Here is a 24,940-nt window from a genome sequence, read left to right on the forward strand (position 1 = left end):
AATTCAATGCATCAGTTCGCCGCAGGAGCGAGCGATGCAAGATATTGGGCCAGTGATTTGCGATCCCCCTCGGACAAGGTCGAGACGACCGCCGTCATTGCGCCCGACGGATCCTTCCGCCCGCCCTGGGCAAAAGCATCGAGTTGTGCCAGCAGGTAGTCGTATCCCTGCCCTGCCAGACGAGGGAACTGTTCGTGCCCCATCAGTCCTTCGCCATGACAAGCGGCGCAGGCCCCGCTGGTCACCAGCTCCTCGCCCTTCGCCCGCAACTGGGCGTCCGGCTCGAAGGTCTGGTTGGCAGTGGCGGACTGCCTGGCGTAGTAAGCCGCCAGGAACTCGATCTCGGTCTCGCTCAGGGTCATGGCCAGCGGTGCCATGGTCGGACTGGCACGCTCCCCGCTGGCAAAGCGTTTCAGTTGAGCCGCCACGTAGGCTGCGGGCTGGCCGGCCAGGTTCGGATAATGCTGGTTCTGCGAACGTCCCTGGCGACCATGACAGCCGACGCAGGCCTCGGTCAGACGTGGCCAGGCCCCCTCATCGGCGTCCCTGGCCTGGGTAGTGGTGTCCATGAAACTCATCAGGCGATAGAGGTCGAGCGCATCCCGACCGTAGAAAGCCAGCAGCCCGACAAGGACTGCGACGCAACACAAGGCGATCATCTTCTTCATTTCTATCTCCTACGCCTGACGCAGGGCATTGAGCACCTGCAGCGCGCTGTGATGGCCGGAGCGCACGGCGCCATCCATGTAGCCCGCCCAGATATCGGCGGTTTCGGTACCGGACCAGAACAGATTGCCGCACTGCGGGCGCAGCGCCTCGCCATGAGTGCTCCAGAAGCCCGGAGGAATGGCCGAGACGCAGGTGATCGTCCAGGGGTCGCTGAACTTCCAGTCGTGATCGTGATAGGCCACGGGCTGCAACGCTTCGTCGCCCCAGGCCTGGGCGAACACCTCCATCAGGATGCGCTTTGCCCTTTCAGGGTCCGACGGCACATTGGCGTTGGAGAGGAAGGCATTGATGATGCCGATCTCGCCATTGGGCGGTGAATTGTCGTAGGCCCAGGCAAGGGGACCTTCCGCCATCATGATTTGTCCGCTCATGCCCTTCTCCCGCCAGAACGGCCGGGAATACACCATGGCGGCCTTGCGCCCCGGAGAATGCGCGGGCCAGGCGCGTTGCAGCGCCGCGCGGGCCGCCGGAAGGGCCGGCTCGAACTGGACCTGGTTGCAGAGGGCAGGATGGATGGCGACTATGACCTTCCGCGCGCGGATGAGCCCCTGATCCGTATGCAGGCTCACGACCTCGCCATCCCAGTTGGAGATCTTGCGGACAGGGCACTGCAGACGCACCTTGTCGCCCAGTCGCTCGGCCATCCTGATACTGAGAATCTGCGAACCACCGACCAGGCGCGTGCCTTGTGCGCTGTCCTTCATCGAATCGAGGATTTCGTATTGGCAACTGGCCGAGTTGATCATCGACAGGTAATGCAGAAGCCCCATTTTCTGCACGGGGACCCCACCGGTAATGGTTACGGTGGTATCCCAGCCCAGTCGGTTCTCCGGCTTGACGTTCTGCTGAGTCAGCCAATCGCCGACCGAGAGTTTGTCCCACTCTGCAGCCCGGGGTGATTTCCACGGAGCCCCCGAGGGTACTTCGCGGGACATCTCGCTCAGCTTGCTGGCCACGGGCAGGTCGGAACCGAAGGTGCCCTCGAGGTCGATCTCGAGTCGTCCGTCCCCCGCCATGATGACCGAGCGTCCTTCGTAGTACGACGGGAAGGTCCCCACATCCAGCTGCCGCGCGAGGTCCGCTATCGCCGTCTGGCCGGGGCCGATCCACTGGCCGCCCACCTCGGATATATGTCCGCCACCGGCATCGAAGTTGAGGGTACGTCCTCCGACCCTGTCCCTGGCTTCCAGGACCACGAAAGACGGGTTGCCCGCCTGGAGCAGGTCCCTGGCGGCGGTCAATCCGGCCAGGCCGGCGCCGATGATGGCGACATCCAGGACATCCCCCGCATCACCGGTGGGCGTATTGGCATGCGCCAGTCCCACTTTCAGACCGAGACTTCCCACAGCCACCGAGGCTCCGGCAAGTTTCAATAATTGCCTGCGCTTTGAGTTCAGCTGGGTGTCATACGTGGGTTTCTTGGTCATTTTATTATCTCACGCAATCATTATTTAACTTTAATTAGCCAACAAGCAGTTCGACCGACGCAGTAGTTGCGAGCAGCATCTTTATTCGCCTGAACGGAGGAACAACTATCAGATAGTCATTCGAAATAAATACTTGAAATTCCCACGGGTTCACCCTCCAGCCTTCACGACAGAGTCATGGAAGTTTGACGGCATCAGACAGGGCTATCGCCGAGTTCCGGGCGGCGGCTTTACGAGCCTTGCGGTTCGTCCATTCGTCATACTGCCTGGTCGCTGCGAAAGCGGCTTTCAGGGCACACCACTGGAATGGCTCAGGGAGTGTGGAAGGCGTCTTGTGGCGCAACGCCGTCAGGTGTGCGTTCTCGACACCGTTGATCTTCTCGGCAAGCAGTTGCCCCATGAACGAATGGGTGGCAAGACCATGTCCCGAGCACCCCGCCACATGGAAGATGTTCTGCTGCGCCCCGATTGCGCCGACCACAGGCAGCGCGTCATATGCCACGCTGACGTATCCACTCCAGCAGTGCTGGATACCAAGGCCTCGCAGGAAGGGGTAGCGCTCACGCAGCGTCTGCGCCAATGCGTCATAGGCGCCGTTATCCGGCACGTTGGGGGTCTTCGAGCCGTAGACGTAGTTCAACTTCTTGACCGTCAGCACCAGGGTGTTGTGCGCCGTCAGACGGTGACTCTCCATGGTCAGGTGCGGCGTGATGATGCCCTCCCGGCCATGCCAGCCGAGCGACGCCAGCTGCTCCGGCGACAGCGGCTGGGTTTCAATCGCCGAGACCCGTATCGGCGCAACCTTGTCGCGCAGCAGACCCAACTGTGGCGTGTAGGCATTGGTCGCCAGCACCATGACGGGTGCGCTTGCGGTGCCGCGAGCGGTCTTGCAGGTGATGGTCGGCCCTTCGCTGTAGGAGAGCAGTGGAGTTTTTTCGTACAGCTTCACCCCAGCTCGGATCGCCGCACGACGCAACCCGCTCACGTACTTCCCCGGGTTCAGCGTGCCGCCGCGCTGCTCGCAGCCGAACAGGAAGGCTGGCGGAATACCACGCGCCCGCATCTCGGCCTGGTCCACGAAACGAGTGACGGAACCCAGCTCAAGACCGAGCTCCATGCTCCTGCGCAGCCACTTTTCCTGCGCTTCATGCACGGCAGCCCGGATGACGCCGGAAGGGTTGTAGTCGCAATCGATGCCCAGCTCGACCAGCCGCCTCTCCACATAGCACACAGCCTCGTCGTAGAAGCGGATGAACTTCCTCGCATGTTCAACGCCGACGCGCTTGACGAAGAGTTCGAACTCGATCCCCATGCTGCCGAGCAGATAGCCGGCATTACGCCCGCTGGCGCCGAAGCCGCCGAACTCCTGCTCGAGGACGATGACGCTGGCACCGCGAGCGGTCAGCTCCAGCGCCGTGGACAGGCCGGCAAAACCGGCCCCGACCACTATGACATCGGCGCTGGCATGGCCTTCCAGTTGCGGCTGCAGATCACCCGGTTGCTCCACCCACCCGCCAATGCGGCGGAACCGCATCGATCCGGAGTTACGGGTGATCGCTTCGTTTCTGGGACTCATGCGCTGCGCTCCTGAGCGGGGACGGCTTCTTGTTTCACAGCACTGTAACGCTGCGCCTTATTTTGAGCAACACTTGTTATCTTAATATTTGTTATACAAATTCAGAACAACGCAGTGCAGCCAGGGCAGCGCGCACCCGCGCCTGGTCGGCCAGGCGCGGGTGGCGGGAGGGATCAAATGCGGCAATGGCGCGCCAGGGGGATTGGCCGCTCAATCGGCCAGCCAGCACCTGGGGCCGCTGAGCCGCAATGCGGGAGATGGCCCACCCGTGGAACGATGGCGTGGGGGCCATCCCCTCAGGCGTTTACACAGTCGCCGGCTCGCGATAGTCGACCGGAGTACCCAACCAGCCAGCCCAGCGCCTTTCCCAATACAGGTTGTGGAGCTGGGTGACCTGTTCGCCAGGCCCGGCCACGCCCCCCAGCAGTTTTCCGTCAACGCTGTTGATCGGCATGATGCCGCCGGCCGTTGAGGTCAGGAAGGCTTCATCAGCTTCGCGCAACTGATCGACATGCACCCGCTCGACACGAGTCGGCATCCCGATCTCCTCGGCGAGTTCCAGGGTGGTCTTGCGGGTAATTCCCTCCAGGCAACCGCTGTCCGGAGTGAAGAGTGTGCCGTCCTTGATAACGAAAATATTGGAGCCGGGCGCCTCAGTCAGGTAGCCCTCCGCATCGCACAGCACGGACCAGTCACAGCCATTCTGCATCGCCTCGACCAGGGACAGCTTCATGTCCATCCAGTGGAAGTTCTTGGCCGTCGGGTCCACTGCTTTTGGCGGAATACGAATGTATTTCTGGCTGACCATCAGGTCGATACCGCGGGATCGCACTTCATCGTTCGCAATGTAGGCATAGGGAACGACGAAGGCGTAGAAGCAGTTCTTGTAGGCACCGAGGTCACCGCGATTTGCCGGCGTCTGACCGCGCGTCACGCACCACCAGATATACGCCTCTCTGGTGCCGGCCAGCTTGACCAGGTTGGTCAGGATTTCCGCTGTCTGGGAGTTGCTGTAAGGGTTGTTCAGGAGAAACTTCTCACAGGCTTTTTCAAAGCGTGCGAGGTGATCCTCAAGTCGAAAAATGAAGCCCTTGCTGGCGCTGACAACATCATAGGCAGCATCGGCGTGAATGAAGCCGGTATCGGTAATCGGAATAGCCGCTTCATCTATGCTGCAGTAGACACCATTGATAAAGGCCGATCCGTGAGCGTACTTGGGATCGTGCTCCAGCCGGATATGAGCTGGGTCGTTATGCATAATGTGTTCAGCTTGAATAATTTCCACGGTAGACCCTCACTGTTTAACTTCAGTTGACGTTAGGTGCGGCGTGATGCCCCCTCGCGACCGTGTCGATCGAGCGATGCGAACTGCCCTGGACACAGCGGCCGGGCTTCAATCACCGAGCTCGCATGGGCGCATGCCTTATGGCGTCGCGGATCCAACTGCGGCGCCTGAGCATTGGGATGTGTCGAATTCGGGAGGGGCCGGGGAGTCCGCACAGTCGGGAACCTCGGCCGCGAAAAACTGGGTGGTGGCCGAGACGTCCTGATCGCCGTACCCCATGGATTGCGCGCGCTGTACCACCTGGCACACCGCGTCGAAGACCGGGGTCCGCGCACCGCAGGCATGCATGGACTCGGCAATGTATTCAAAGGCACTTGCATGCACATCGAGCGTCGCCTGATCGCCCGCGAAATCCCCTTCCTCGAGCCGGCGCACGGCGTCTTCAAGCGCATCGGAGATGAGGAAACGCGAAGCGTCGGATAGAAGCCGAGCCATCTTCGGCGCGGACATCCCAAAGTGCCGGCTCGCGCCCACGGCTTCGTAAAAGGCAACCATCGCGGCGAATGAATACGCGTGGAGCATGGTCCCGAACGCAAGCGCTTCATCCCAGGGAAGGAACACCGCATGTCCGGCGAGCACTTCGAGCAGCTCCCGATGCCGCTCGAAGGCTTCACGCTCGCTGGTATAGATGCAGTAGCTCTCGGGATGACCGACATTGCGCGGATAGGCCACGATCATCCCTTTGACGTAATGGCCGCCAGCACGATTGACGAGTGCCTGAAGCGCCAGGCTGTCCTCTTTCGAGCCCGTGGAGAAGTTGACTATCGTGCAGTTGGCGAGTGCTTGACCCACGCCATCCGCCCCAAGCATCTCCTGTACCGCGGTGTCGTCCAGAAGCACGAGGATCGCAACCGGGCTCGCCGCCAGGGCGATTGCCGCGGATTCGCAGAGGTGGGCGCCTGCGGCGACAAGCCCCTCGGCCTTGCCGGGAGATCGATTCCAGATCGCCACGCGTTTCCCTTGCTTGAGGAGCGCTCGCACCATGATCGTTCCCATGGCCCCAAGCCCCAGCACGGACACATCAAAGCCGGATCGGCCGTCATCATTTTCGCGCACAGTGCAATCCTCTTCGTTTACGCATTTCCGCAGTTGCGGAGCCGGGTCCATGAGCGGTGCTGGACTGGGCCATCACGCGGGCGGCGGCAGAAACCTGGAGAGTTCTTCCCTGAACGCTTCGAAGCATCCGCCGACCGCGCTTCAGTTCATGGCCCTTCCGCCCCACTGGCTCCAGACTTCCTCAGAATCCTTTCCCGACTTCCTTGAACGAGGGCATACCCAGCAACTCGCGCGGGTCTCGCATCTGCCCGTCGATTTCCACCCACCCCAGGAAGGTCCTGCTTGCGCTCCAGCCGAGCAGTTGCTGCATTTCTTCCGGAAGTTCCCGGACGCGCTCGATCGGAATGGAAAGCAGGTGATTTTCTTCCGAGCGCAGGAATGCCAGGTCATAGGCCATGGAGAGCCCGGTCCTTGGTCGATCGGAGTTGTTGGCGCCGCCGCCGTGGTAAACCGAACCGATCCAGAACAGGGCCGAACCGGCCGACATCTCCGCAGGGACCGTTTCTTCCTGGGTGGGCATACGCTCGTCGTCCCAAGTGTGGCTGCCAGGAATGACGCGGGTGGCGCCGTTCTCTTCGGTGAAGTCGGAAACGGCCAGCATCATTTGCAGCCGGGCCTCGCGGCCGTACTGCGGATGTCGCCAGAGCGAGGTGGCGTCATCGCGATGCAGGGGTTGCAAGCCTTGTCCCGGACAGATCTGGATGGCCTGGGTGAAGCTGAGTTGAATGTTTGGCGCTACCTCGATTCGCTCACTTCCGCTCCATACATGGGTCGGGGTTTGCAGGATCTTCTGGGCCGACTCGATGAACAGCGGATGCAGCGCAATGCTCACTGCCGCATCGCTTCGCGCGATGAGGCGGGCGACACGCCGAGTCTGGGCGCCCGCGAAGTAGGCATCCTCGCCATAAGGCGTTTCATTCAGGTAGAGGTCGAGCTCGGCTCTGAGCGCTTGCAGTGCCTGGTCTGAAATGAAGTTCGAGATGATCACGCCGCCATCGCGCTGGATGACTTCGACCACTCGTTCGACAGACTCACTGCTGTCCAACGTGGTGAGTTTCTTCGTTTCCATTTGTACACCTGACTTAGTGGGTTTGATGGTGTGAAAAGCCCGAGAAACCTGCGCCGCACCGGGCCCCGCTTCTGCGGGCCCTCGTGGCGCCCTGGCTGTCTGCCTGAGCGCTCTGGAAGCCGTTGCGGGCGGTCCCGGATACTCTGATCAGCAGACAGAATCATTTGAACAAGTCACTTGATCAACAGCAAGGGATGTGCCAAACCTAAGAGGACCGACGCAACAGCGCGAGAATCAAATGGTTACGCCGTTCGCGAGCCAGACTGGGTGATACGTTCGTACCCAATTCGCGCACTGACCTGTTCCGCATGGCGCACCAAACTGGGTATTCACGAAACAGTCGTTACCTTTAATGGTGCGCAGGAAGGCATCGGTGACAAGCCTCGACGCTCGACCGCTCGGGTGTTGATTGACGGGGGTTCATGACTCGGCGAGCGGCCATGCGGTAGCATCCGCCACCGTCGACGCCGAGCCGGATAGCAGGCGGCATAGCCGTAGAAAGGAGATTGCCTTATGGCCAGAATAGGCGCTGAACTGCGCAGACAGGACTTCATAGAAGCCACTGTGAAAGTGATTGCGGAGCATGGGGTAGCCAATGCGACGACGCGGCGTATCGCAGCAGCGGCAAACTCCCCACTTGCCTCACTGCACTACGTGTTCCATACCAAGGACGAGCTCTTCTATGCCGTCTACGAGTCGCTGTTCAACTTGCCCCAGCAAGCCCTGGAGCAGGTGCCGGTCGGCACCTCCGCCGCGGAATCCACGGCGGAGATGCTGCGCCAGCTGGTCAAATGGTTCAGCGCTCACCCCGAAGTGGCCACGACGCAATCCGAGCTGTTCTTCTGGACCCTGCGCAACAACCCGGAAATGGCCAACAAGATCTACGCCATGGCCGGCGAGGCAACGGAGCGGTCGATCGAACGGATCACCGGTTCCCAACTGGACCAGGCCACGCTGCCGGCCATCAGCCGCCTGCTCATCAACCTCTTCGACGGCCTGTTGCTCGCCTGGTCCGGCCATGGCGACCTGAAACGCCTGGAGGAGGAAACCGAGACGGCCTGCCGGGCGATGAAACTGCTGGTGGCCAGCTACTGAGCCCGCGGCCATCGCCGAAGGCCCACTGCGACGCGCGGACCGACCCGAGATGAAGCAGCCCTCCCCCAAGCGCAACAAGCTCCGCCCGCCGCAGGTGCCAGCCATCAGCCTGCCCCGCCCGGCATTGCTGAAACGCCTGGGCGAAGCCGCCGGTGACGGCAGGCTGTTGAGCCTGCTCAGGGCGCCCCTGGGCTACGGGAAAAGCACGCTCCTCGCGCAGCATGTACTCGCGCTGAGTGATTCGGGCCTGCCCTGGGCGTGGTACCGGCTGGATGACAGCGACAATCAACCGCTCGAACTGCTGGCACAGCTCTGTCATGCGCTCGAACTGCCAATACCGGACCTGACACCGGGTCGCGCTGCCGAGGCGAGCCTGTGGACGACTCTCCTCAATCACCTGGAGAGCCGCGAGGCTCGCTTCACGCTGGTCCTGGACGATCTCCACCTGCTGCGTTCCCGTAATGCCTGCCGTTACCTCGACGAACTCCTCCGCCACCCGCCGAAGCACCTTCATCTGCTGGCCGCCTGCGAAGGGGAGCCCGCCATTGCGCTCAGCCACCTGCAACGCGATCAACGCCTGCAGACGCTGGACGTCCGGGACCTCGTTCTGGACAGCGGCGAAATCCGCGAGCTGGCAAGCGCCCGGGGGCAGAGCCTGGACAGCGATCTCGTGTACCTGCTTCGGGCCGAGAGCGAAGGCTGGTTCAGTGGCGTCCTGTTCGGTCTCGGCACCTGTTCGGGCGCGAAGCTGTCGGATTTCAGCTCGGTCGATGCCCCGGCATTCCTGTCGCAACACGCGTTCGAGCAGGTCGCCCGGTTCTTCCATGAAGAGGTCCTGCAACGACTGGCGCCACCGCTGCTGCGCTTCCTTTCCCGCCTGTCCGTGGTCAGCGCATTCGACACCCGCCTCGCGGCCTACATCGGAGGCCAGGACAACGCCGCCCAGTTGATCCACCAGTTGCAGCGCCAGGACCTGTTCATCCAGCAGCGCAAGGGCGAACGACTGGTGTTCCGCCTCCACCCGCTGCTGCGCCGCACGCTCTATCAGTCACTTCACCAGCAGGATCCGAACCTGCTCAACCAGTTGCACCTGCAAGCCGCCGACTGGCTGCTCACCCAGCGCCATTACGCCGAGGCCGTCTACCAGCTCGGCCGGGCCCGGGACTTCAACCGCCTGCTGGCTGCGCTCGAGCAGCACTGCTTCGACCTGCTGCGTGAGGGACAGGTCAACAGCATCGTCGACTTCCTCGCCAAGGTGCCGGGCGAAAACGCACCCGAGCATTTCACCCTGGCCGTGACCGAGGCGAGCACCGTGATAGTCACCAACGACATCACCCACGCGAGCGCCTGCCTGCAGCGGCTGCAACGCCTGATCCGCCGTCACGAGGTGCCCGAGCGCCGCTCCGAGCGCATCCACCAGACCCTCGCATTCCTGCGCAGCCGACTGGCCGCCCTGGGTGGCAACTTCAATCACGGCCTGCGCCTCGTGGACCGCGCCATGGACCAGTACCCCGCCTCCAGCGCGGCGACTGCTGTCCTGCTGTTCAACCGCGCAATCTGCCTCTTCTCCCTTGGCCGTGCCCACCAGGCCAGCTCTACGGCGGGCCGGGCCCTTGCCGAACTGGAGGCACTGGGCTTCAGCGGCTACACGAACATGCTGCAGCTGCTGCTCGGCCAGATCGAGCTGGCGCAAGGCGACGTCGAGAAAGCCGGCGCGCGATTCCTCGGCCTGCATTCGCCTCCCGGCGCGCCCGGTTCGTTCTACGACCTGTTCCAGCAACTGGGCCAGGGCATCGTCCTGCTCGAACAGAATCACCTGGAGCAGGCCGCCCAGCGCCTGAGCCAGGCGGAAGCCATCGCGCTGGCCTTCCCGCACAGCGCCGGCCTGCCCTGGGTGCTCCACTATCAGGCCTGCCGGCTGCTGGCCCAGGGCGAAACACGCCTGGCTCGATCCCGCTGGGACGAAGCCCGGCGCCTGGCCCGGCAGTTCAAGCTGTTCGCCCTGTACCGGCAGATCGGCGCCTACCAGGCCCGGTTGGCCGGGTGCGAGCACGACCAGGACTTCATCCTCGCCTGGCTCAAGGAGTGGCACGGGTGCCGCCGCCGCTACGGCGCGGAGCTGATGCCCGAGGAATGGCTGGCCTACGCCTGGGTCCAGCGCCACCTCGGCCAGCACGCCAGCGCCCGGCAGATCGCCGACAACCTGCACGAGCTGGCGGAGGCCGAGAGCCTTCAGCGCCTGCGCCTCGACCTGCACCTGCTCGACGCCACGCTCCACCGCGACAGCGGCGACCGGGAGGCGGCGCTGGGCAGCCTGGAACAGGCACTGCAACTGGCGACACGGCACGGCTTCGGGCAACTGATGCAGCTGGAAGGCCAGGCGCTCGGCGAGCTGTTCCGCCAGTTGCTCAACCCGCAGACCCGCCGCCAGCTCGGCCTGGAACAGCCGCTGCCGCCTCCCGAGCGCCTGGCGCGGCTGTTGCGCGGCCTGCACAGCGAGGTCGACGTCGCCCATCAGCCACTGCCCGAGCCCCTGACCCGCCGCGAGCAGGACGTGCTGCGGCGAATGGCCCGCGGCCAGGGCAACCAGCAGATCGCCGATGGCCTCTACATCAGCCTGAGCACGGTGAAGACCCACATCAACAACCTGTTCCGCAAGCTCGATGCCGGCGACCGCGACAGCGCACTGCAGGCGGCCCGCGCCCTGAAGCTGGTGGACTGAAGCGGGCCGATCGAACTGCTCGCTCCACCCTCCTCCCCCCAAATTCCACCCTGATTTCCACCCTCGGTTCGACGCGCCGGCGCCAGGCCCTTTGCTACAACGGGCACCAGCTTTCCCTGCCTGACGAGAACGCCATGACCGACAAGCTGCTCAATGAGCGCGAACTGAGCTTCCAGCTCTACGAGATGCTCGACACCGAAGCGCTGCTGCAACGCCCGCGCTATGCCGAGCACGACCGAGCCGTGTTCGATGCCACCCTGGAGACTGCGCGGAGCATCGCCGCCGAATACCTCGCCCCGCACAACCACAAGGGCGACGCCAACGAGCCGACCTTCGACGGCGAGAAGGTCACCCTGATTCCGGAAACCAAGGCCGCCTGGGACGCCCTGGCCGAAGCCGGATTCCACGCCGCGCACCACGATGCGGAGGACGGCGGCCTGCAGTTGCCGGAGGTGGTCCTGCGCGCCTGCATGGCCTACTTCAATGCAGCCAACATCGCCAGCGCCGGCTACTCCTTCCTCACCATCGGCGCGGCCAACCTGGTCAAGAGCTTCGCCAGCGACGCCCTGCGCCAGCGCTTCCTGCCGCCGATGCTCGACGGTCGCTACAGCGGCACCATGGCCCTCACCGAACCCGGCCAGGGCTCGGCGCTGGGCGACATCCGCACCACCGCGCGCCCGGCCACTGACGGCAGCTACCGGGTGTTCGGCCAGAAGATGTTCATCTCCGGCGGCGACCACGAGCTGACCGACAACATCGTGCACATGGTGCTGGCCCGCATCGAGGGCGCGCCGGCCGGGGTCAAGGGCATCTCCCTGTTCCTGGTGCCGAAGTTCCTGGTCGACCAGGACGGCAACCTGGGCCCGCGCAACGACGTGGCGCTGGCCGGCCTGCTGCACAAGATGGGCTACCGCAATACCACCTCCACCGTACTCAGCTTCGGTGAAAAGGACGGTGCGGTCGGCTACCTGGTGGGCGAGGCCAACAAGGGCCTCGCCTACATGTTCCAGATGATGAACGAGGCACGCATCGGCGTGGCCCTGGGCGCCTCCGCCCTGGCCTACCAGAGCTACATCCATGCCCTCGACTACGCCCGCGAGCGGCCCCAGGGCCGACTGCCCGGCGCCAAGGACCCGCTGTCGCCCCAGGTGCGCATCGTCGAGCACGCCGACGTGCGCCGCATGCTGCTGCAGCAGAAGACCTATGCCGAGGGCAGCCTGTCGCTGTGCCTCTACGCCAGCAGCCTGTTCGAGGACGCCCACACCGCGCCCGACGCGGCTACCCGCGAGGACGCCGCGGAACTGCTCGACCTGCTGATCCCGATGGTCAAGTCCTACCCGTCGAAGTACGGCGTGATCGCCTCCGACCTCGGCATCCAGGTGCTCGGCGGCTCCGGTTACATCCGCGAATACCCGCTGGAACAGTACTACCGCGACAACCGCTTGAACCCGATCCACGAAGGCACCGAAGGCATCCATGGCCTCGACCTGCTGGGCCGCAAGCTGGGCTACCACGATGGCAAGGGCTACCGGCTGTTCCTCGCCGAGGCCCGCGCCAGCCTGGACCGGGCCGCCGGCGATCCCACCTGTGCGCCGCTGGCCGCCGCCCTCGGCGACGCGCTGGGCATCCTCGAGCGCGTCACCCGGGACCTGCAGGCGCAGGTCGCCGCCGACGCCCACCTCGGCCTCTCCAACGCCACCGCCTACCTCGACCTGTTCGGCCGCGTCGTGGTGGGCTGGATCTGGCTCCGCCAGGCGCTGGTCGCCAGTCGCGCGCTGGCCGGTGGCGCCCTTGGCAGCGAGGCCGACTTCTACCAGGGCAAGGTGCACGCCGCGCGCTACTTCATGGACTGGGAACTGGCCGGACTGGACAGCCAGGCCCGCCTGCTCAGCGCCGGCAACCGGTTGTGCTTCGACATGCAGAACGCCTGGTTCTGACCCTGTCCCGCTACCCGCCCCATTCGCTCCACGCTTTCATCGATTCCCGGAGTACCTGAGATGACCACATTGGTGAATTACCGCGTAGAAGACGGCCTGGCCCTGATTGGCCTGGCCCGCCCGCCGGTCAACGCCCTCGGCCAGCCCCTGCGCGCCGCCATCCTCGACGCTTGCGAGCGCGCCGCCGCCGACGCCTCGGTGCAGGCCATCATCCTCCACGGCGCCCACGGCCTGTTCTGCGCCGGTGCCGACATCGGCGAATTCGGCAGCGAGGCCTCGTTCGCCGCGCCGGACCTGCCCAACCTGCTGCTGCGCCTGACCGCGCTGGACAAGCCGCTGATCGCCGCCATCGGCACCCTCGCCCTCGGTGGCGGCCTGGAACTGGCCCTGGCCTGCGGTTACCGGATCAGCGAACCCGACGCCCGCCTCGGCCTGCCGGAAATCAACCTGGGCCTGCTGCCGGGTGCCGGTGGCACCCAGCGGCTGCCGCGCCTGATCGGTGTCGAACCGGCACTGGACATGATGATTTCCGGCCAGCCCATCGGCGCCGGGCGCGCCTTCGAACTCGGCCTCCTCGATCGCCTGGCCAGTGGCAAGGAAAGCCTGCTGGACGACGCACGGGCCTTCGCCCGCGAGCTGCTCGACCAGCGCGCCCCGGCCCAGCGCACCAGCCGCTTCGCCAACCCGGCCGAGAGCGTTGCCGCCGACTTCCTCAGCCAGTTCCGCGCGGCCAACGAACCGCGCTGGAAGAGCCGCCTGGCGCCGCGCCTGGTGCTCGCCGCCGTGGAAGCTGCCTGCAACCTGCCGCTGGCCGAGGGCCTGGTCCGTGAGCACGAGCTGTTCAAGGAAGCCGAGGCATCGAAGCAATCGGCCGCATTGCGCCATGTGTTCTTCGCCGAGCGCGAGGCCGGTCGGATTCCCGGCATCGAGGCGGACATTCCGCTGCGCAGGATCGAGAAGGTCGCGGTGATCGGGGCCGGCACCATGGGTGGCGGTATCGCGATGAACTTCGTCAACGCGGGTATCCCGGTGGCCCTGCTCGAGCAGAAGGGCGAGGCACTGGATTGCGGCCTGGCGAACATCCGCAAGAACTACGAGATCAGCGTCAAGCGCGGCAAGCTGACGGCCGCACAACTGGAACAGCGCATGGAGCTGCTGTTCGGCACCCTCGACTACGCCGACCTGGCCGACGCCGACCTGGTGATCGAGGCGGTGTTCGAGAAGCTGGAGATCAAGCAGCAGGTGTTCCGCGAGCTCGATCGGTTGTGCAAGCCGGGCGCCATCCTCGCCAGCAACACCTCGTCGCTGGACGTCGACGTCATCGCGGCGAGCACCTCCCGCCCGCAGGACGTGATCGGCCTGCACTTCTTCAGCCCGGCCAACGTCATGCGCCTGCTTGAAGTGGTGCGCGGCAAGGCCACCGCCCCCGACGTGCTGGCCACCACCATGAAAATCGCCAAGCGCATCGGCAAGCTGCCGGTGATCTCCGGCGTGTGCTTCGGCTTCATCGGCAACCGCATGCTCGAGCCCTACTCCCGCGAAGCCCATCGCCTGGTGCTGGAGGGCGCCACCCCGACCCAGGTGGACAAGGTGCTCACCGACCTCGACCTGAACATGGGCGTGTTCAGCATGCTGGACCTGGCCGGTATCGATGTGAACTTCCTGGTGCGTAACTCGAATCGCGCCGCCTTCGCCCATGACGAAAGCTACTGCCGCCTCGGCGACGAACTCTATGCCCAGGGCCGACACGGACAGAAGACCGGACGCGGCTTCTACCTCTACGAGGGACGCAATCGCCAGGAGGACTACGAGGTGGTCGCGCTGGCGGAACGCCTGGCCGGCGAGCTGCACGTCCCGCGGCGCCCCGTCGGCGACCAGGAGATCCATGACCGCTGCCTGTTCATGCTGATCAACGAGGGCATCCAGCTGCTGGACGAAGGCATCGCCCTGCGCGCCAGCGACATCGACCTGGTGTGGATCAACGGCTACGGCTTCCCCGCCCACCTCGGCGGCCCCCTGCACTACGCCGAACAGCTCGGCCTGGACAAGGTGCTCGCCGGCATCCAGCACTATCGCCGCACGCTCGGCGGGTACGGCGAGATGTGGTTCAAGCCCGCTGCGCTGCTGGAGCGCCTGGTGGCCGCCGGCCGGGCACGCATCGAGAAGATCTGACCCCCTTCCGGGCCCGGCCAACGGGCCTCTTCATACAGGACACCCGCGTCATGAAAGAAGCCGTCATCCTCTCCACCGCCCGCACGCCGATCGGCAAGGCGTTCCGCGGTGCCTTCAACAACCTCAAGTCGCCGAGCATGGCCAGCCACGCGATCCGTGCCGCGGTCGAGCGCGCCGGCATCGAGGCCGCCGAAATCGAAGACCTGGTGATGGGCACCGCGATGCCCGGCGGCACCGCCGGCTGGAACCTCGGCCGCATGGCCGCCCTGGCCTCCGGGCTGCCGCTGTCGGTCAGCGGCCAGACCCTCGACCGCCAGTGCGCCTCCGGCCTAATGGCCATCGCCACCGCCGCCAAGCAGATCATGGTCGACGGCATGCAGGTCACCATCGGCGCCGGCCAGGAACAGATCAGCCTGGTACAGAACCGCCATATGGAATGGTCCTTCGCCGAGCGCGACGAACAGGTGATGCGCAACGCCGAGCACGCCTACATGCCGATGCTGCACACCGCCGAGCTGGTGGCCCAGCGCTACGGCATCAGCCGCGAAGCCCAGGACGCCTACTCGCTGCAGTCCCAGCAGCGCACCGCGGCGGCCCAGGCCGCCGGCCTGTTCGACGGCGAGATCGTCCCGGTGACCGCCACCAAGCAGGTGGTCGACAAGGCCACCGGTGCGGTCAGCTTCGAGGACGTCACCCTGCGCCTCGACGAAGGCAACCGGGCGCAGACGGTGCTCGAGGACCTGACCCGGCTCAAGCCGGTGGTGGAAGGCGGCTGCATCACCGCCGGCAACGCCAGCCAGCTCTCCGACGGCGCCAGCGCCTGCGTGCTGATGGACGGCCGCCTGGCCGAGCAGCGCAACCTGGAGCCGCTGGGTGCCTACCGTGGCATCGCCGTCGCCGGCCTGGCACCGGAAGAAATGGGCATCGGCCCGGTGCTCGCGGTACCCAAGCTGCTCAAGCAGCACGGCCTGAGGATCGATGACATCGGCCTGTGGGAACTCAACGAAGCCTTCGCCTGCCAGGCCATCTACTGCCGCGACAAGCTGGGCATCGACAACGACCGCTACAACGTCAACGGCGGTGCCATTGCCATCGGCCACCCCTATGGCATGAGTGGGGCGCGCATGGTCGGCCACGCCCTGCTGGAAGGCAAACGCCGTGGCGTGAGGTATGTGGTGGTGACCATGTGCGTGGGTGGTGGCATGGGCGCTGCCGGCCTGTTCGAGGTGTTCTGATGAAAGCTGACTTCGCGAAACAATTCTCCCTGGCCGGTCGCACCGTGCTGGTCACCGGCGCCTCCAGCGGCATCGGCATGCACCTGGCGCGGGTCGCCGGTCGCGCCGGCGCACAGGTGGTGCTCGCCGCCCGCCGCGTCGAAAGGCTCGAACAAGTCGCCAACGACATCCGAGCGGAGGGCGGACAGGCGTTCTCCGTCGCCCTCGACGTCACCGACCGTGCCAGCGTCGAGGCGGCCTTCGATGCCGCCGAGGCGCACTTCGGGGTGGTCGACGTGGTGCTCAACAATGCCGGTATCGGCAGCGGCCAGCGCCCGCTGGCGATCAGCGAGGACGACTGGCGCGCCATGCTCTCCACCAACCTCGACGGCGTCTGGCGCGTCGCCCAGGTGGCCGCCCAGCGGCTGGCGAAGGCCGAACGTGGCGGCAGCATCATCAACATCGCCTCGATCCTCGGGCTGCGCGTCGGCAACGGCTACAGCCATTACTGCGCGGCCAAGGCCGGCGTGGTGCAGCTGACCAAGTCCCTGGCGCTGGAACTGGCGCGCTACCAGATCCGTGTCAACGCCATCGCACCGGGCTACTTCAAGACGGAGATGAACGACGCCTACTTCGACAGCGACAAGGGCCAGGCCTACATACGCGATGCCGTGCCCATGCGCCGCCTGGGCAACCTGCAGGAACTGGAAGGCCCGTTCCTGCTGCTGGCCAGCGAAGCCGGTGCCTACATGTCCGGCGCCATCCTCGCGGTGGATGGCGGGCATCTGGTGGGCAGCCTCTAACCAGCCCGCGTGCATGGGCCGGACAGCACCGGCCCATGCGTCACCGCCCCTCCCCCGGCGTCCGCCATCGAAGCGCCGATGCGCCGGCTGCTGATCGGACGTCCCGCCTCGTCCGCGCGGAGCATTCGGGGTCCCTGAGCCCCGGGAATATTTACATAACTAATGTTGCGCTAAAAAAATCATGCCGCTACGCTCCAACCCGTTCGACCGAACCGTTCGATTGGAGACCACGCGATGATGACCCAGAACCTGAAACGGCAATCCATCAACCCGCCGCCGACCCAGGCGATCTATGACCATTTCCACTTCTCGCAGGCGACCCGCGTCGGCGACATGATCTGGGTATCAGGCCAGGTCGGGGTCGATGCCGGCATGACCCCCGGCAAGGATGTCGAGGAGCAGTCGCACCTCGCCTTTCAGGCCCTGAAGCATGTGCTGGAGGCGGCTGGCGCGAGCCTGGCCGATGTCGTCGAGCTGATGACTTTCCACACCGAACTCCAGGGCGACATGCCGGCCTTCGCAGCGGTCAAGGACCAGTACTTCCCCGACCGCTATCCCGCGTGGACCGCAGTCGGCATCTCTCAATTGGCCATCCCCGGGTTGCGCGTGGAAATTCGCGCCGTCGCAGTCGCGGGCTGCGGCGATACCTGAGGTCGCCATCCGGGCGCACCGTTCACGGTGGATCGGGGGTGGGTGCTTTCCTCGGTCATTTTCCCTATGCTGGGTCGCGCCCCGACATTTGCGGCCTGGCTGCGGCAACTGTCCCCCGATCGATCGCCCCAATGAAATCGAAATTTCCCCATGCCTGAATCACGTTCCCGCCTCTCCCCCAGCGCCAAGCGTCGTGCTGGCGAAAGCGAGTCCGAGCCAGTCGCCCGTCGTGGTCGTCCCGTCGGCGACCACGACGCAAAACGGGCCGAGCTGCTGACTGCTGCGATCGCCGTGATCGCCCGGGAAGGCTACTCTGGCGCCTCGATGCGCAAGGTAGCGCAACACGCTGGATGCACCACCGGAGCCGTGACCTACTACTTTGCGAACAAGGAAGAGATGGTCGGTGCCGTCGCCCAGAACCTGTTCGACAAGGTCGAAGCGCTCCTGGAAATCAACCGCGAACTAATCGACATCAAGTCGCTTATCCAGCAGTGGCACCAGTGGATCAACTTCGAAGAGCCGGACATCTGGCTCGCCTTGCTTCAACTGCTCGCCCATGCCCGCCACGAGCCGGCATTCGCCAGCCTCATCAGGCAGCGCCATATCCACTTTCGCCAGGTCTCCACGTCGTTACTGGAGGATGGCCAGCGCCGAGGCAAGATTCGCGCGGACATTCCCGCCGACTTGCTGGCCGACCAGATCAACGCCTTCAGCGATGGCTGGCTCATGATGCTGCCAATCGAACCCGAGCGCTTCAGCGCGGAGCGGGGACAGGCCCTGCTCGATGCGCTCATCACCCTGATTTCCCCGCCCAAGGTCACCAGGCGCTCGCCAAAAGCCGAAACCACCGCGCAGTAATCGACACACCCCTCGGAGGGCGGCTTCACGCCCTCCCCGCCACTCGCGCTCCCCATCCGCTGCCCGGCGATCCGGCTTGCCCGAGGGTCGCCTCGTCCCCTGTCGATACCACTCAAACGCCGTGCCCAAGCGGGTCATCTCGTGCCTGTCGTACTCAGTCGCAGCGTACCGCTTTGCACGAAACCGAAACTCCTGTATTTTGCACAACGCATGAAATAATAAACAAACCACAACCAAGTGGTGGGGGCGAAGATGGACCTGGGAACCAAGGCACTGTCGCGGTCCGAGCCGGCATTCCGGCCACCGTTGGACCTGTCGCCGATGAGCGCACACCCTTCCACGCCGAGGACGCCGCCAGCGGTCCGCTGGCGCGTCCCCCTCGATCCATTCAGTCCGAAAATCCACCACCTGCCCCCGACGTTCGCCTTGACCCGCCGGGAGGAAGAGTGATGGCTGCTATTCCCTGGACGGCTGCCGACGCAGAGACGCCGGCAGCCGATACGGCCTGGTTGTGGCTGGCCATGGATGGGCCGGAATGAACAGGTAACGCCGACAAGTCCCACTGCGGGACACCCCCTGAGCTGAGCGTGGCAATGACCCGCTCCATCGACGCGCCGGCAGGCAGCTGCCGGCTGTGACGGCCTTCGCTTGCCCGCGAATCGGCCTCGCTCCGGGGACGTGACCTGCGGTGGGCCTGTCTACGGCTCAGAGGCAAGTGCACCAACGCGTCCCGGTAAAGGCAGGTTTGCAAACCGTCCATTCGTTCCGTCGAGAGCAACAGAACCCATGTTCAAAGCCATATCGCTGACCCTGAAACTCTCCCTGCCACCCGCAGTGGCACTGATCGGCCTGTTGCTGTTCGTGGGTTACACGGCGCTGCAACTGGACGACAACGACAGTCGGTTGGTAACCCTCGAGAAGCAGAGCTACCCGACACTGGAAACCGCCGACAAGGTGAACTTCCAGTTCTCGCGCATTCCCGGACTGCTCAACAGCGCAGTCGCCGCCGGTGAGCGGGAGACCCTGGATGAAGCACGCAAGGTCCTGGCCGGTGTGAGCGCCAGCTTGCGCGACCTGGAATCGCTGACGGACGCGCGAACCGACCGGGCGAAGGAGCTGCAGGCCTGGTCAGCGGCCATCCGGCGCTATGCCGACAATGCATTCGCCTCCTCGGACCGTCTGCTCGATGGCGCCGCCTTCGAGGACCTGCGGCCGAATCTCGATCGCATGGCGGTAGACCTCAAGCGCGCGAAAGAAGCCGGCGACCGCTTCCGCAGCCACGCCTACGCCGACTTCCAGAGCAGCCTGAAGCAGGTCAGGACCGACAACGCCACCACCACCCGGGTCGGATACCTACTCAGTGCTTTCCTGCTGCTGGTGGTCAGCATCGGTTCGGTACTGGTGATCCGCCAGGTCATGAACAACATCCAGGGCGTCATCCAGTCGCTCAGGGCCATCGCCAGCGGCGACGGCGACCTGACCCGCCACGTGAACGTCGAATCCGGGGACGAGATCGGAGAAATGATCGGCCTGTTCAACGGCTTGCTCGACAGGCTGCAGGGCACCATCCGCCAGATCATCGAAACGGCCGGCCCCCTAGAGCAGATGTCCCGGGAACTGCATCGGCTGACGCGGGGCGCGGAAAAGAGCGCGCACTCCCAGCAGGGGCGTACGGAATCGATCAGCCGCGACATCGGCACCATGAGCAGCAGCATCCAGGAAGTGGCGCAGCGCTCGCGCCAGGCTTCCGAGGAAGCCAGCGCCGCCACCCGCCAGGCCGAAGAAGCCCGGCAGAACATCGACAGCCTTTCCTCCAGCATCGGCGATCTGGGCAGCAGCGTGCTCAGCTCGGTGCAGGCCATGCAACAGCTGGAGGAAGAGACCCAGCAGGTCGGCTCGGTGCTGACGGTCATCCGCAGCATCGCCGAACAGACCAACCTGCTCGCCCTGAACGCCGCCATCGAGGCGGCACGGGCCGGCGAGCAGGGTCGAGGCTTCGCCGTCGTGGCCGACGAGGTTCGCAACCTTGCCCAGAAGACGGCCGCGTCCACCGCGGAGATCCAGAGCATCATCCAGCGCCTGCAAAGCAGCGCCAACGGCGTGCTGCACGCCATGACCCTGAATGGCGCGAAGGCCAGGGCCAGCATCGAACGCTCCGAGCAGGCCACGCTGACCCTCGAGGCGATCACCCGGGCCGTTCGCCAGATTGATGAGTTGAACGCCGGGATCGCCCAGTTCACCCAGGAACAGATCGGTCTCTCCCGTTCGATCCAGCAGGACACCGAGATGCTGCAGCAGGACACCCAGGCCACCACCCAAGGCGCCGACACCACCGCGCGCCTGGGCGAACAGCTGGTCAGCACGGGCGACCATCTGCGCAGCGCCACAGCCCAGTTCCGCATCTGACCCTTCCCAACCACAAGAGCAGTAGAAGCATGCAAGGCATTAGAGCACTCGGTCTCGCAGGTCTTATCGCGAGTACGCCGGCCATGGCCCTGGATCAGGGCGACTATCAACTCAACGGTTTCGGCACCGCCGGCATCACCCACCTGGGCGGCGAAGATGACGGACGGAGCTTCGGCGTCAGCGGGCAGACCACGGACGGCTGGCGCGGCGACCAGTTGTCCAAGCTGGGCGGCCAGATCCAGTACGGGCTCACCGACACGCTGGGCGTGACCGTGCAGGCCACCCTCAAGCCGGAGCAGGACACCTGGAAGGGCAACCTGGAATGGGCCTACCTCTCCTGGGGCGCCAGCGACGGCCTGACCCTGCGCGCCGGCCGCCTGCGACTGCCGATCTACATGTACTCGGAAACCCTCGATGTCGGCTTCACCCACCCCTGGCTGCGGCTGCCGGACGAGGTCTACAGCCAGGTCCAGCTGAGCAACTACGAGGGCGGGGACATCCTCTACAGGCTGCCCACCGGCATCGGCGCCCTGTCTTTCCAGCTAGCCGGCGGCCAGGCGGTCAACCGCAACCTGTTCGCCATGGATGACCTGCACGACATCGACTACAAGAAGATCTTCGCCGCGAACGTCAGCCTGGAAACCAGCGACTTCGGCACGCTCCGCGTGGGCTACGCCGAAGCGGACATCGATACCGACCTCAGCGCCTCGGTCATCACCCCGGGCGGGTCACCCGCAAACATCGACTTCCTGAGCCTGGACCGACGCAAGGGCCGGTTCACCTCAATCGGCTACCAGTACGACGACGGGACCTGGCTATCGTCCAACGAGTGGACCAGCAACAACACCGAAGGCGACCAGCAAGGCAGCATCGATGCCTTCTACCTCATGGGTGGCCGTCGCTTCGGCGACGTACTGATGCACGTCACCTATGCCCAACTGGATGAAGACATTGGCCGCCAGGGCTCCTGGACCTACGGCGTGAACTACAACCTGACGCCGACCGTCGTCCTCAAGGGCGAATACAAGCGGGTCGACACCCGTGGCAATGGCTATCGCGGCACGTTCGTGGAGAGCGCCCAGGAAACCTTCGACCACGCGGTCTTCGCGGCCAGCAACGGTGTGGCGGGCGCGCCCTCGCGCAACTACGACGGCGACATTGTCAGCGTCGGCGTCGACTTCGTGTTCTAAGGAGTGACCACATGAACCCACTCATCACCGCACTCATCGCCACCACCCTGGCCACGGCATCCACCCTCGCCCGATCCGAGGTGGTCGTGATCGTCAACGCCGGCGCCAGTGCCGCCCCCACCCAATCCGACGTGGCCAATATCTTCCTGGGCAAGGACACCAGCCTCAAAGGCATCGACCAGAAAGGCTGGAACCCTACCAAGGAGAAGTTCTACGGCGCGGTCACCAACAAGAGCGAATCGCAGCTCAAGTCGTACTGGTCCGGACTGATCTTCACGGGCAAGGGCCAGCCGCTGCAAAGCGCTGCCGATGACGCGTCAGTGGTGGCGATGGTCGGCGACGAGGCGAATGCCATCGGCTATGTCGACAAGAGCGCCATCAACGACAAGGTGAAGGTGCTTTTCGCCCTGCCCTAGACCACGCAGGCCGGAGCCTCGGCAGGAGCGAGCCCGCTCGCTCCTGCCGATGGCCGGCCATGGGTGGCCCATCCTCGGACGCCCCGTACCACGCCGCCGTTCGTCAGCCTGCCGACCGGGCACCGACGACTCACGAGCGAGCGAGCCCGGCACCCGCAGCCCCTTGCAGACGGGCCGGGCGGCCTTCCCTTTGGCGGGAAACCTGCGCCAATTTTACGCAACCATCATTTTGATAACACTAGTTGCGCCAAATAGGGAATCGGATTACAGTCCAGCAAAACAACAAAAGCTTCAGGAGCTCGTCTCATGAAAGTCTGTGCAAGACATCCTGATCCCACGCACGGCGATGCCGCCTCAATGGGTCTTCCCGGTGGCTCAGCCGCCGTTCGCCCCAACCGCATCCCGTTCGTCCATGCCCTGCGTGCCGTGGCAGGTGAAAGCCTCCCGCCGACCAACCGCCTCATCCCCTCATCCATTGCCTGCCGTCCCTTTCCGGGGTTCGCAGTAGCCAACAGTGGACGAGCGTGACGAAGCCATTCGGCAATAAGCGAAATGAGCCAGCCGGTGTTTTCCGCCGCGGCTCACCCCTGCCAGGTATTAACCATGTGGCTTATCAGGAGTCGTCATTAACGAGACTTCTCGCTGGCTGAGCCGACTCCATCAATCAATTGCCCTGCTTACTCCAATAAGCACGGAGATTCATATGAGCAACCAGCATCACGACATATTGATCATTGGCGCGGGCCTGTCGGGCATTGGTACTGCCTGCCATTTTGCGAAGGAGTTTCCAGGGAAATCCCTGGCGATCCTCGAGCGCCGTGATCGCATCGGCGGAACATGGGATCTGTTTCGCTATCCGGGAATACGCTCCGATTCGGACATGCTCAGTTTCAGCTACAAGTTCCGCCCGTGGAACAAGCGCAAGGTTCTGGCCGATGGTCCCGAGATCCGTGAATATATCCAGGACACCGCTGCGGAATATGGAATAACCAACAAGATCCAATACGGGATCAAAATTACCAGTGCAGACTGGTCCAGCCAGCAGCGACTGTGGCACCTGACCGCTCTGCATGAACCGAGCGGCGAAACCAGACACTACCGTTGCAAATACCTTGTGTGCTGCACCGGTTATTACAACCACGACGATGGTTTTCTTCCCAACTTCCCAGGCGAGGAGAACTTCAAAGGCACCCTGGTTCACCCGCAACACTGGCCAGAGGACCTGAACTATCAGGGCAAGCAAGTCGTGGTGATCGGCAGTGGCGCAACCGCGGCCACCCTGATTCCGGCGATGGCGGACCGCGTCGGGCACATCACCATGCTGCAGCGCTCCCCGTCCTATATCTACTCGCTGCCTTCGGTCGACAAGGTGACCGCCGCCTTGTCGCGCATCATGCCGGAGCGTTGGGCGAACGCCCTGGGCCGCACGCGCAATATCCTGCTGTATCGGGGCGTTTACCTTGCGTGCCGACGCTGGCCGAAGATGATGCGCTCGTTTCTCCTCTCCCATGTCCGCAGAAATGTCGGCCCGGATGTCGACATGCGCCACTTCACGCCCAAGTACATGCCCTGGGACGAGCGACTCTGTGCCGTGCCCAATGGGGATCTGTTCAAGACCATACGCAGCGGCAAAGCATCAGTTGAAACCGACCACATCGAGCGCTTTACCGAGAATGGAATTCTCCTGAAATCCGGCAAGGAACTGCAGGCCGACATCATCATCGCGGCGACCGGCCTCAGGTTGCAGTTGCTGGGTGGCATGTCCCTGTCCATCGATGGAAAGCCCTGCCCCGTCGGCGAGCAGATGACCTACAAGGGCGTGCTGATGGAGAACGTCCCCAACTTCTCCTGGATCTTCGGCTACACCAATATCTCCTGGACACTGAAATCCACCATTTCCGCCGAGTATCTTTGCCGCCTTTTCAAGCATATGGAGAAATACAATCTCGAGGTTGTAACTCCACTCGACAATGAAAATAACACCATCAACGACAATATTCTTGGGCTGAAGTCAGGATATATACAGCGCGACCAGCACTTACTGCCGCGACAAGGGCGATCCTATCCCTGGAAAGTCCTGATGCATTACGGACGCGACAAGAAGATGCTGTTGAAAGACCCAGTCGAAGACAGTCGCCTGGAGTTTCTCTCCGCCAGGCAGGACGCATACAAGACACAAGTATCGCGAGTTGCCGGTTGAAAAACCGGCTTTCGTGAAAACACGCCACCAGGCCATTAACTGCCGTCCCGATACCGGGCAAGCCTGGCAATCAA

Annotated in this window: 18 protein-coding genes; 12 read left to right on the top strand and 6 right to left on the bottom strand. The window is 64.2% G+C overall.

What is annotated here, in order from left to right:
- Positions 1-11 precede the first annotated feature (11 nt).
- The 6 genes from KF707C_RS19280 to KF707C_RS19305 all read right to left on the bottom strand — a co-directional run bounded on the left by KF707C_RS19280 (position 12) and on the right by KF707C_RS19305 (position 7,202).
- Positions 12-668, bottom strand: a complete 657-nt coding sequence (locus tag KF707C_RS19280; protein WP_003448250.1) for a c-type cytochrome — start codon at positions 666-668, stop codon at positions 12-14.
- A gap of 9 nt (positions 669-677) precedes the next feature.
- Positions 678-2,156 (bottom strand): flavin monoamine oxidase family protein, encoded by a 1,479-nt coding sequence (locus tag KF707C_RS19285; protein ID WP_036990876.1) that lies wholly within the window; start codon positions 2,154-2,156, stop codon positions 678-680.
- A 175-nt stretch (positions 2,157-2,331) separates the two neighbouring features.
- A complete protein-coding gene (locus KF707C_RS19290) occupies positions 2,332-3,732 on the bottom strand; it encodes an NAD(P)/FAD-dependent oxidoreductase (RefSeq protein WP_003448253.1) in 1,401 nt (466 codons plus the stop codon).
- Positions 3,733-4,036: 304 nt separating this feature from the next.
- Positions 4,037-5,017 carry an aminotransferase class IV gene (locus KF707C_RS19295; RefSeq protein ID WP_003448256.1) on the bottom strand — a complete coding sequence of 327 codons (981 nt, stop codon included), beginning with the start codon at positions 5,015-5,017 and terminating at the stop codon, positions 4,037-4,039.
- Positions 5,018-5,155: 138 nt separating this feature from the next.
- Entirely contained in the window at positions 5,156-6,133 is a 978-nt protein-coding gene (locus KF707C_RS19300) for an NAD(P)-dependent oxidoreductase (RefSeq protein WP_003448257.1), read from the bottom strand.
- A gap of 181 nt (positions 6,134-6,314) precedes the next feature.
- Entirely contained in the window at positions 6,315-7,202 is an 888-nt protein-coding gene (locus tag KF707C_RS19305) for a phytanoyl-CoA dioxygenase family protein (protein WP_003448259.1), read from the bottom strand.
- 513 nt (positions 7,203-7,715) lie between these two features.
- Between KF707C_RS19305 and KF707C_RS19310 the strand changes: the two genes are divergently transcribed.
- The 12 genes from KF707C_RS19310 to KF707C_RS19365 all read left to right on the top strand — a co-directional run bounded on the left by KF707C_RS19310 (position 7,716) and on the right by KF707C_RS19365 (position 24,866).
- Positions 7,716-8,297, top strand: a complete 582-nt coding sequence (locus KF707C_RS19310; RefSeq protein WP_036990879.1) for a TetR/AcrR family transcriptional regulator — start codon at positions 7,716-7,718, stop codon at positions 8,295-8,297.
- Positions 8,298-8,346: 49 nt separating this feature from the next.
- Complete coding sequence (locus tag KF707C_RS19315; protein ID WP_003448262.1) at positions 8,347-11,019, top strand: LuxR C-terminal-related transcriptional regulator; 2,673 nt, start codon at positions 8,347-8,349, stop codon at positions 11,017-11,019.
- A 134-nt stretch (positions 11,020-11,153) separates the two neighbouring features.
- Entirely contained in the window at positions 11,154-12,956 is a 1,803-nt protein-coding gene (locus tag KF707C_RS19320; protein ID WP_003448263.1) for an acyl-CoA dehydrogenase, read from the top strand.
- 60 nt (positions 12,957-13,016) lie between these two features.
- Positions 13,017-15,128 (top strand): 3-hydroxyacyl-CoA dehydrogenase NAD-binding domain-containing protein, encoded by a 2,112-nt coding sequence (locus KF707C_RS19325; protein WP_003448264.1) that lies wholly within the window; start codon positions 13,017-13,019, stop codon positions 15,126-15,128.
- A 50-nt stretch (positions 15,129-15,178) separates the two neighbouring features.
- Positions 15,179-16,363 (top strand): acetyl-CoA C-acyltransferase, encoded by a 1,185-nt coding sequence (locus KF707C_RS19330; protein WP_003448265.1) that lies wholly within the window; start codon positions 15,179-15,181, stop codon positions 16,361-16,363.
- Positions 16,363-17,145: an SDR family NAD(P)-dependent oxidoreductase gene (locus KF707C_RS19335; protein ID WP_003448266.1), complete on the top strand. Its 783-nt coding sequence runs from the start codon at positions 16,363-16,365 to the stop codon at positions 17,143-17,145. The genes KF707C_RS19330 and KF707C_RS19335 overlap by 1 nt, the downstream gene beginning before the upstream one ends.
- A gap of 234 nt (positions 17,146-17,379) precedes the next feature.
- Entirely contained in the window at positions 17,380-17,796 is a 417-nt protein-coding gene (locus tag KF707C_RS19340; RefSeq protein WP_003448267.1) for a RidA family protein, read from the top strand.
- Positions 17,797-17,946: 150 nt separating this feature from the next.
- Positions 17,947-18,654, top strand: a complete 708-nt coding sequence (locus KF707C_RS19345) for a TetR/AcrR family transcriptional regulator (RefSeq protein ID WP_051050669.1) — start codon at positions 17,947-17,949, stop codon at positions 18,652-18,654.
- Positions 18,655-19,440: 786 nt separating this feature from the next.
- Positions 19,441-21,060, top strand: coding sequence for a methyl-accepting chemotaxis protein (locus KF707C_RS19350; RefSeq protein WP_003448269.1), 1,620 nt, complete (start codon positions 19,441-19,443; stop codon positions 21,058-21,060).
- An 83-nt stretch (positions 21,061-21,143) separates the two neighbouring features.
- Positions 21,144-22,250, top strand: coding sequence for a porin (locus KF707C_RS19355; protein WP_003448270.1), 1,107 nt, complete (start codon positions 21,144-21,146; stop codon positions 22,248-22,250).
- Between the two features lie 11 nt (positions 22,251-22,261).
- Complete coding sequence (locus tag KF707C_RS19360; protein ID WP_003448271.1) at positions 22,262-22,666, top strand: hypothetical protein; 405 nt, start codon at positions 22,262-22,264, stop codon at positions 22,664-22,666.
- 703 nt (positions 22,667-23,369) lie between these two features.
- Entirely contained in the window at positions 23,370-24,866 is a 1,497-nt protein-coding gene (locus KF707C_RS19365) for a flavin-containing monooxygenase (RefSeq protein ID WP_003448272.1), read from the top strand.
- Positions 24,867-24,940 lie beyond the last annotated feature (74 nt).

The organism is Pseudomonas furukawaii, from assembly GCF_002355475.1.
Taxonomy (GTDB): Bacteria; Pseudomonadota; Gammaproteobacteria; order Pseudomonadales; family Pseudomonadaceae; genus Metapseudomonas; species Metapseudomonas furukawaii.

Bases quoted from the DNA above. Each gene is read 5' to 3' on its own strand.
- KF707C_RS19280 (WP_003448250.1), bottom strand. From the start codon at position 668: ATGAAGAAGATGATCGCCTTGTGTTGCGTCGCAGTCCTTGTCGGGCTG.
- KF707C_RS19285 (WP_036990876.1), bottom strand. From the start codon at position 2,156: ATGACCAAGAAACCCACGTATGACACCCAGCTGAACTCAAAGCGCAGG.
- KF707C_RS19290 (WP_003448253.1), bottom strand. From the start codon at position 3,732: ATGAGTCCCAGAAACGAAGCGATCACCCGTAACTCCGGATCGATGCGG.
- KF707C_RS19305 (WP_003448259.1), bottom strand. From the start codon at position 7,202: ATGGAAACGAAGAAACTCACCACGTTGGACAGCAGTGAGTCTGTCGAA.
- KF707C_RS19310 (WP_036990879.1), top strand. From the start codon at position 7,716: ATGGCCAGAATAGGCGCTGAACTGCGCAGACAGGACTTCATAGAAGCC.
- KF707C_RS19315 (WP_003448262.1), top strand. From the start codon at position 8,347: ATGAAGCAGCCCTCCCCCAAGCGCAACAAGCTCCGCCCGCCGCAGGTG.
- KF707C_RS19320 (WP_003448263.1), top strand. From the start codon at position 11,154: ATGACCGACAAGCTGCTCAATGAGCGCGAACTGAGCTTCCAGCTCTAC.
- KF707C_RS19325 (WP_003448264.1), top strand. From the start codon at position 13,017: ATGACCACATTGGTGAATTACCGCGTAGAAGACGGCCTGGCCCTGATT.
- KF707C_RS19330 (WP_003448265.1), top strand. From the start codon at position 15,179: ATGAAAGAAGCCGTCATCCTCTCCACCGCCCGCACGCCGATCGGCAAG.
- KF707C_RS19335 (WP_003448266.1), top strand. From the start codon at position 16,363: ATGAAAGCTGACTTCGCGAAACAATTCTCCCTGGCCGGTCGCACCGTG.
- KF707C_RS19340 (WP_003448267.1), top strand. From the start codon at position 17,380: ATGATGACCCAGAACCTGAAACGGCAATCCATCAACCCGCCGCCGACC.
- KF707C_RS19345 (WP_051050669.1), top strand. From the start codon at position 17,947: ATGCCTGAATCACGTTCCCGCCTCTCCCCCAGCGCCAAGCGTCGTGCT.
- KF707C_RS19350 (WP_003448269.1), top strand. From the start codon at position 19,441: ATGTTCAAAGCCATATCGCTGACCCTGAAACTCTCCCTGCCACCCGCA.
- KF707C_RS19355 (WP_003448270.1), top strand. From the start codon at position 21,144: ATGGCCCTGGATCAGGGCGACTATCAACTCAACGGTTTCGGCACCGCC.
- KF707C_RS19360 (WP_003448271.1), top strand. From the start codon at position 22,262: ATGAACCCACTCATCACCGCACTCATCGCCACCACCCTGGCCACGGCA.
- KF707C_RS19365 (WP_003448272.1), top strand. From the start codon at position 23,370: ATGAGCAACCAGCATCACGACATATTGATCATTGGCGCGGGCCTGTCG.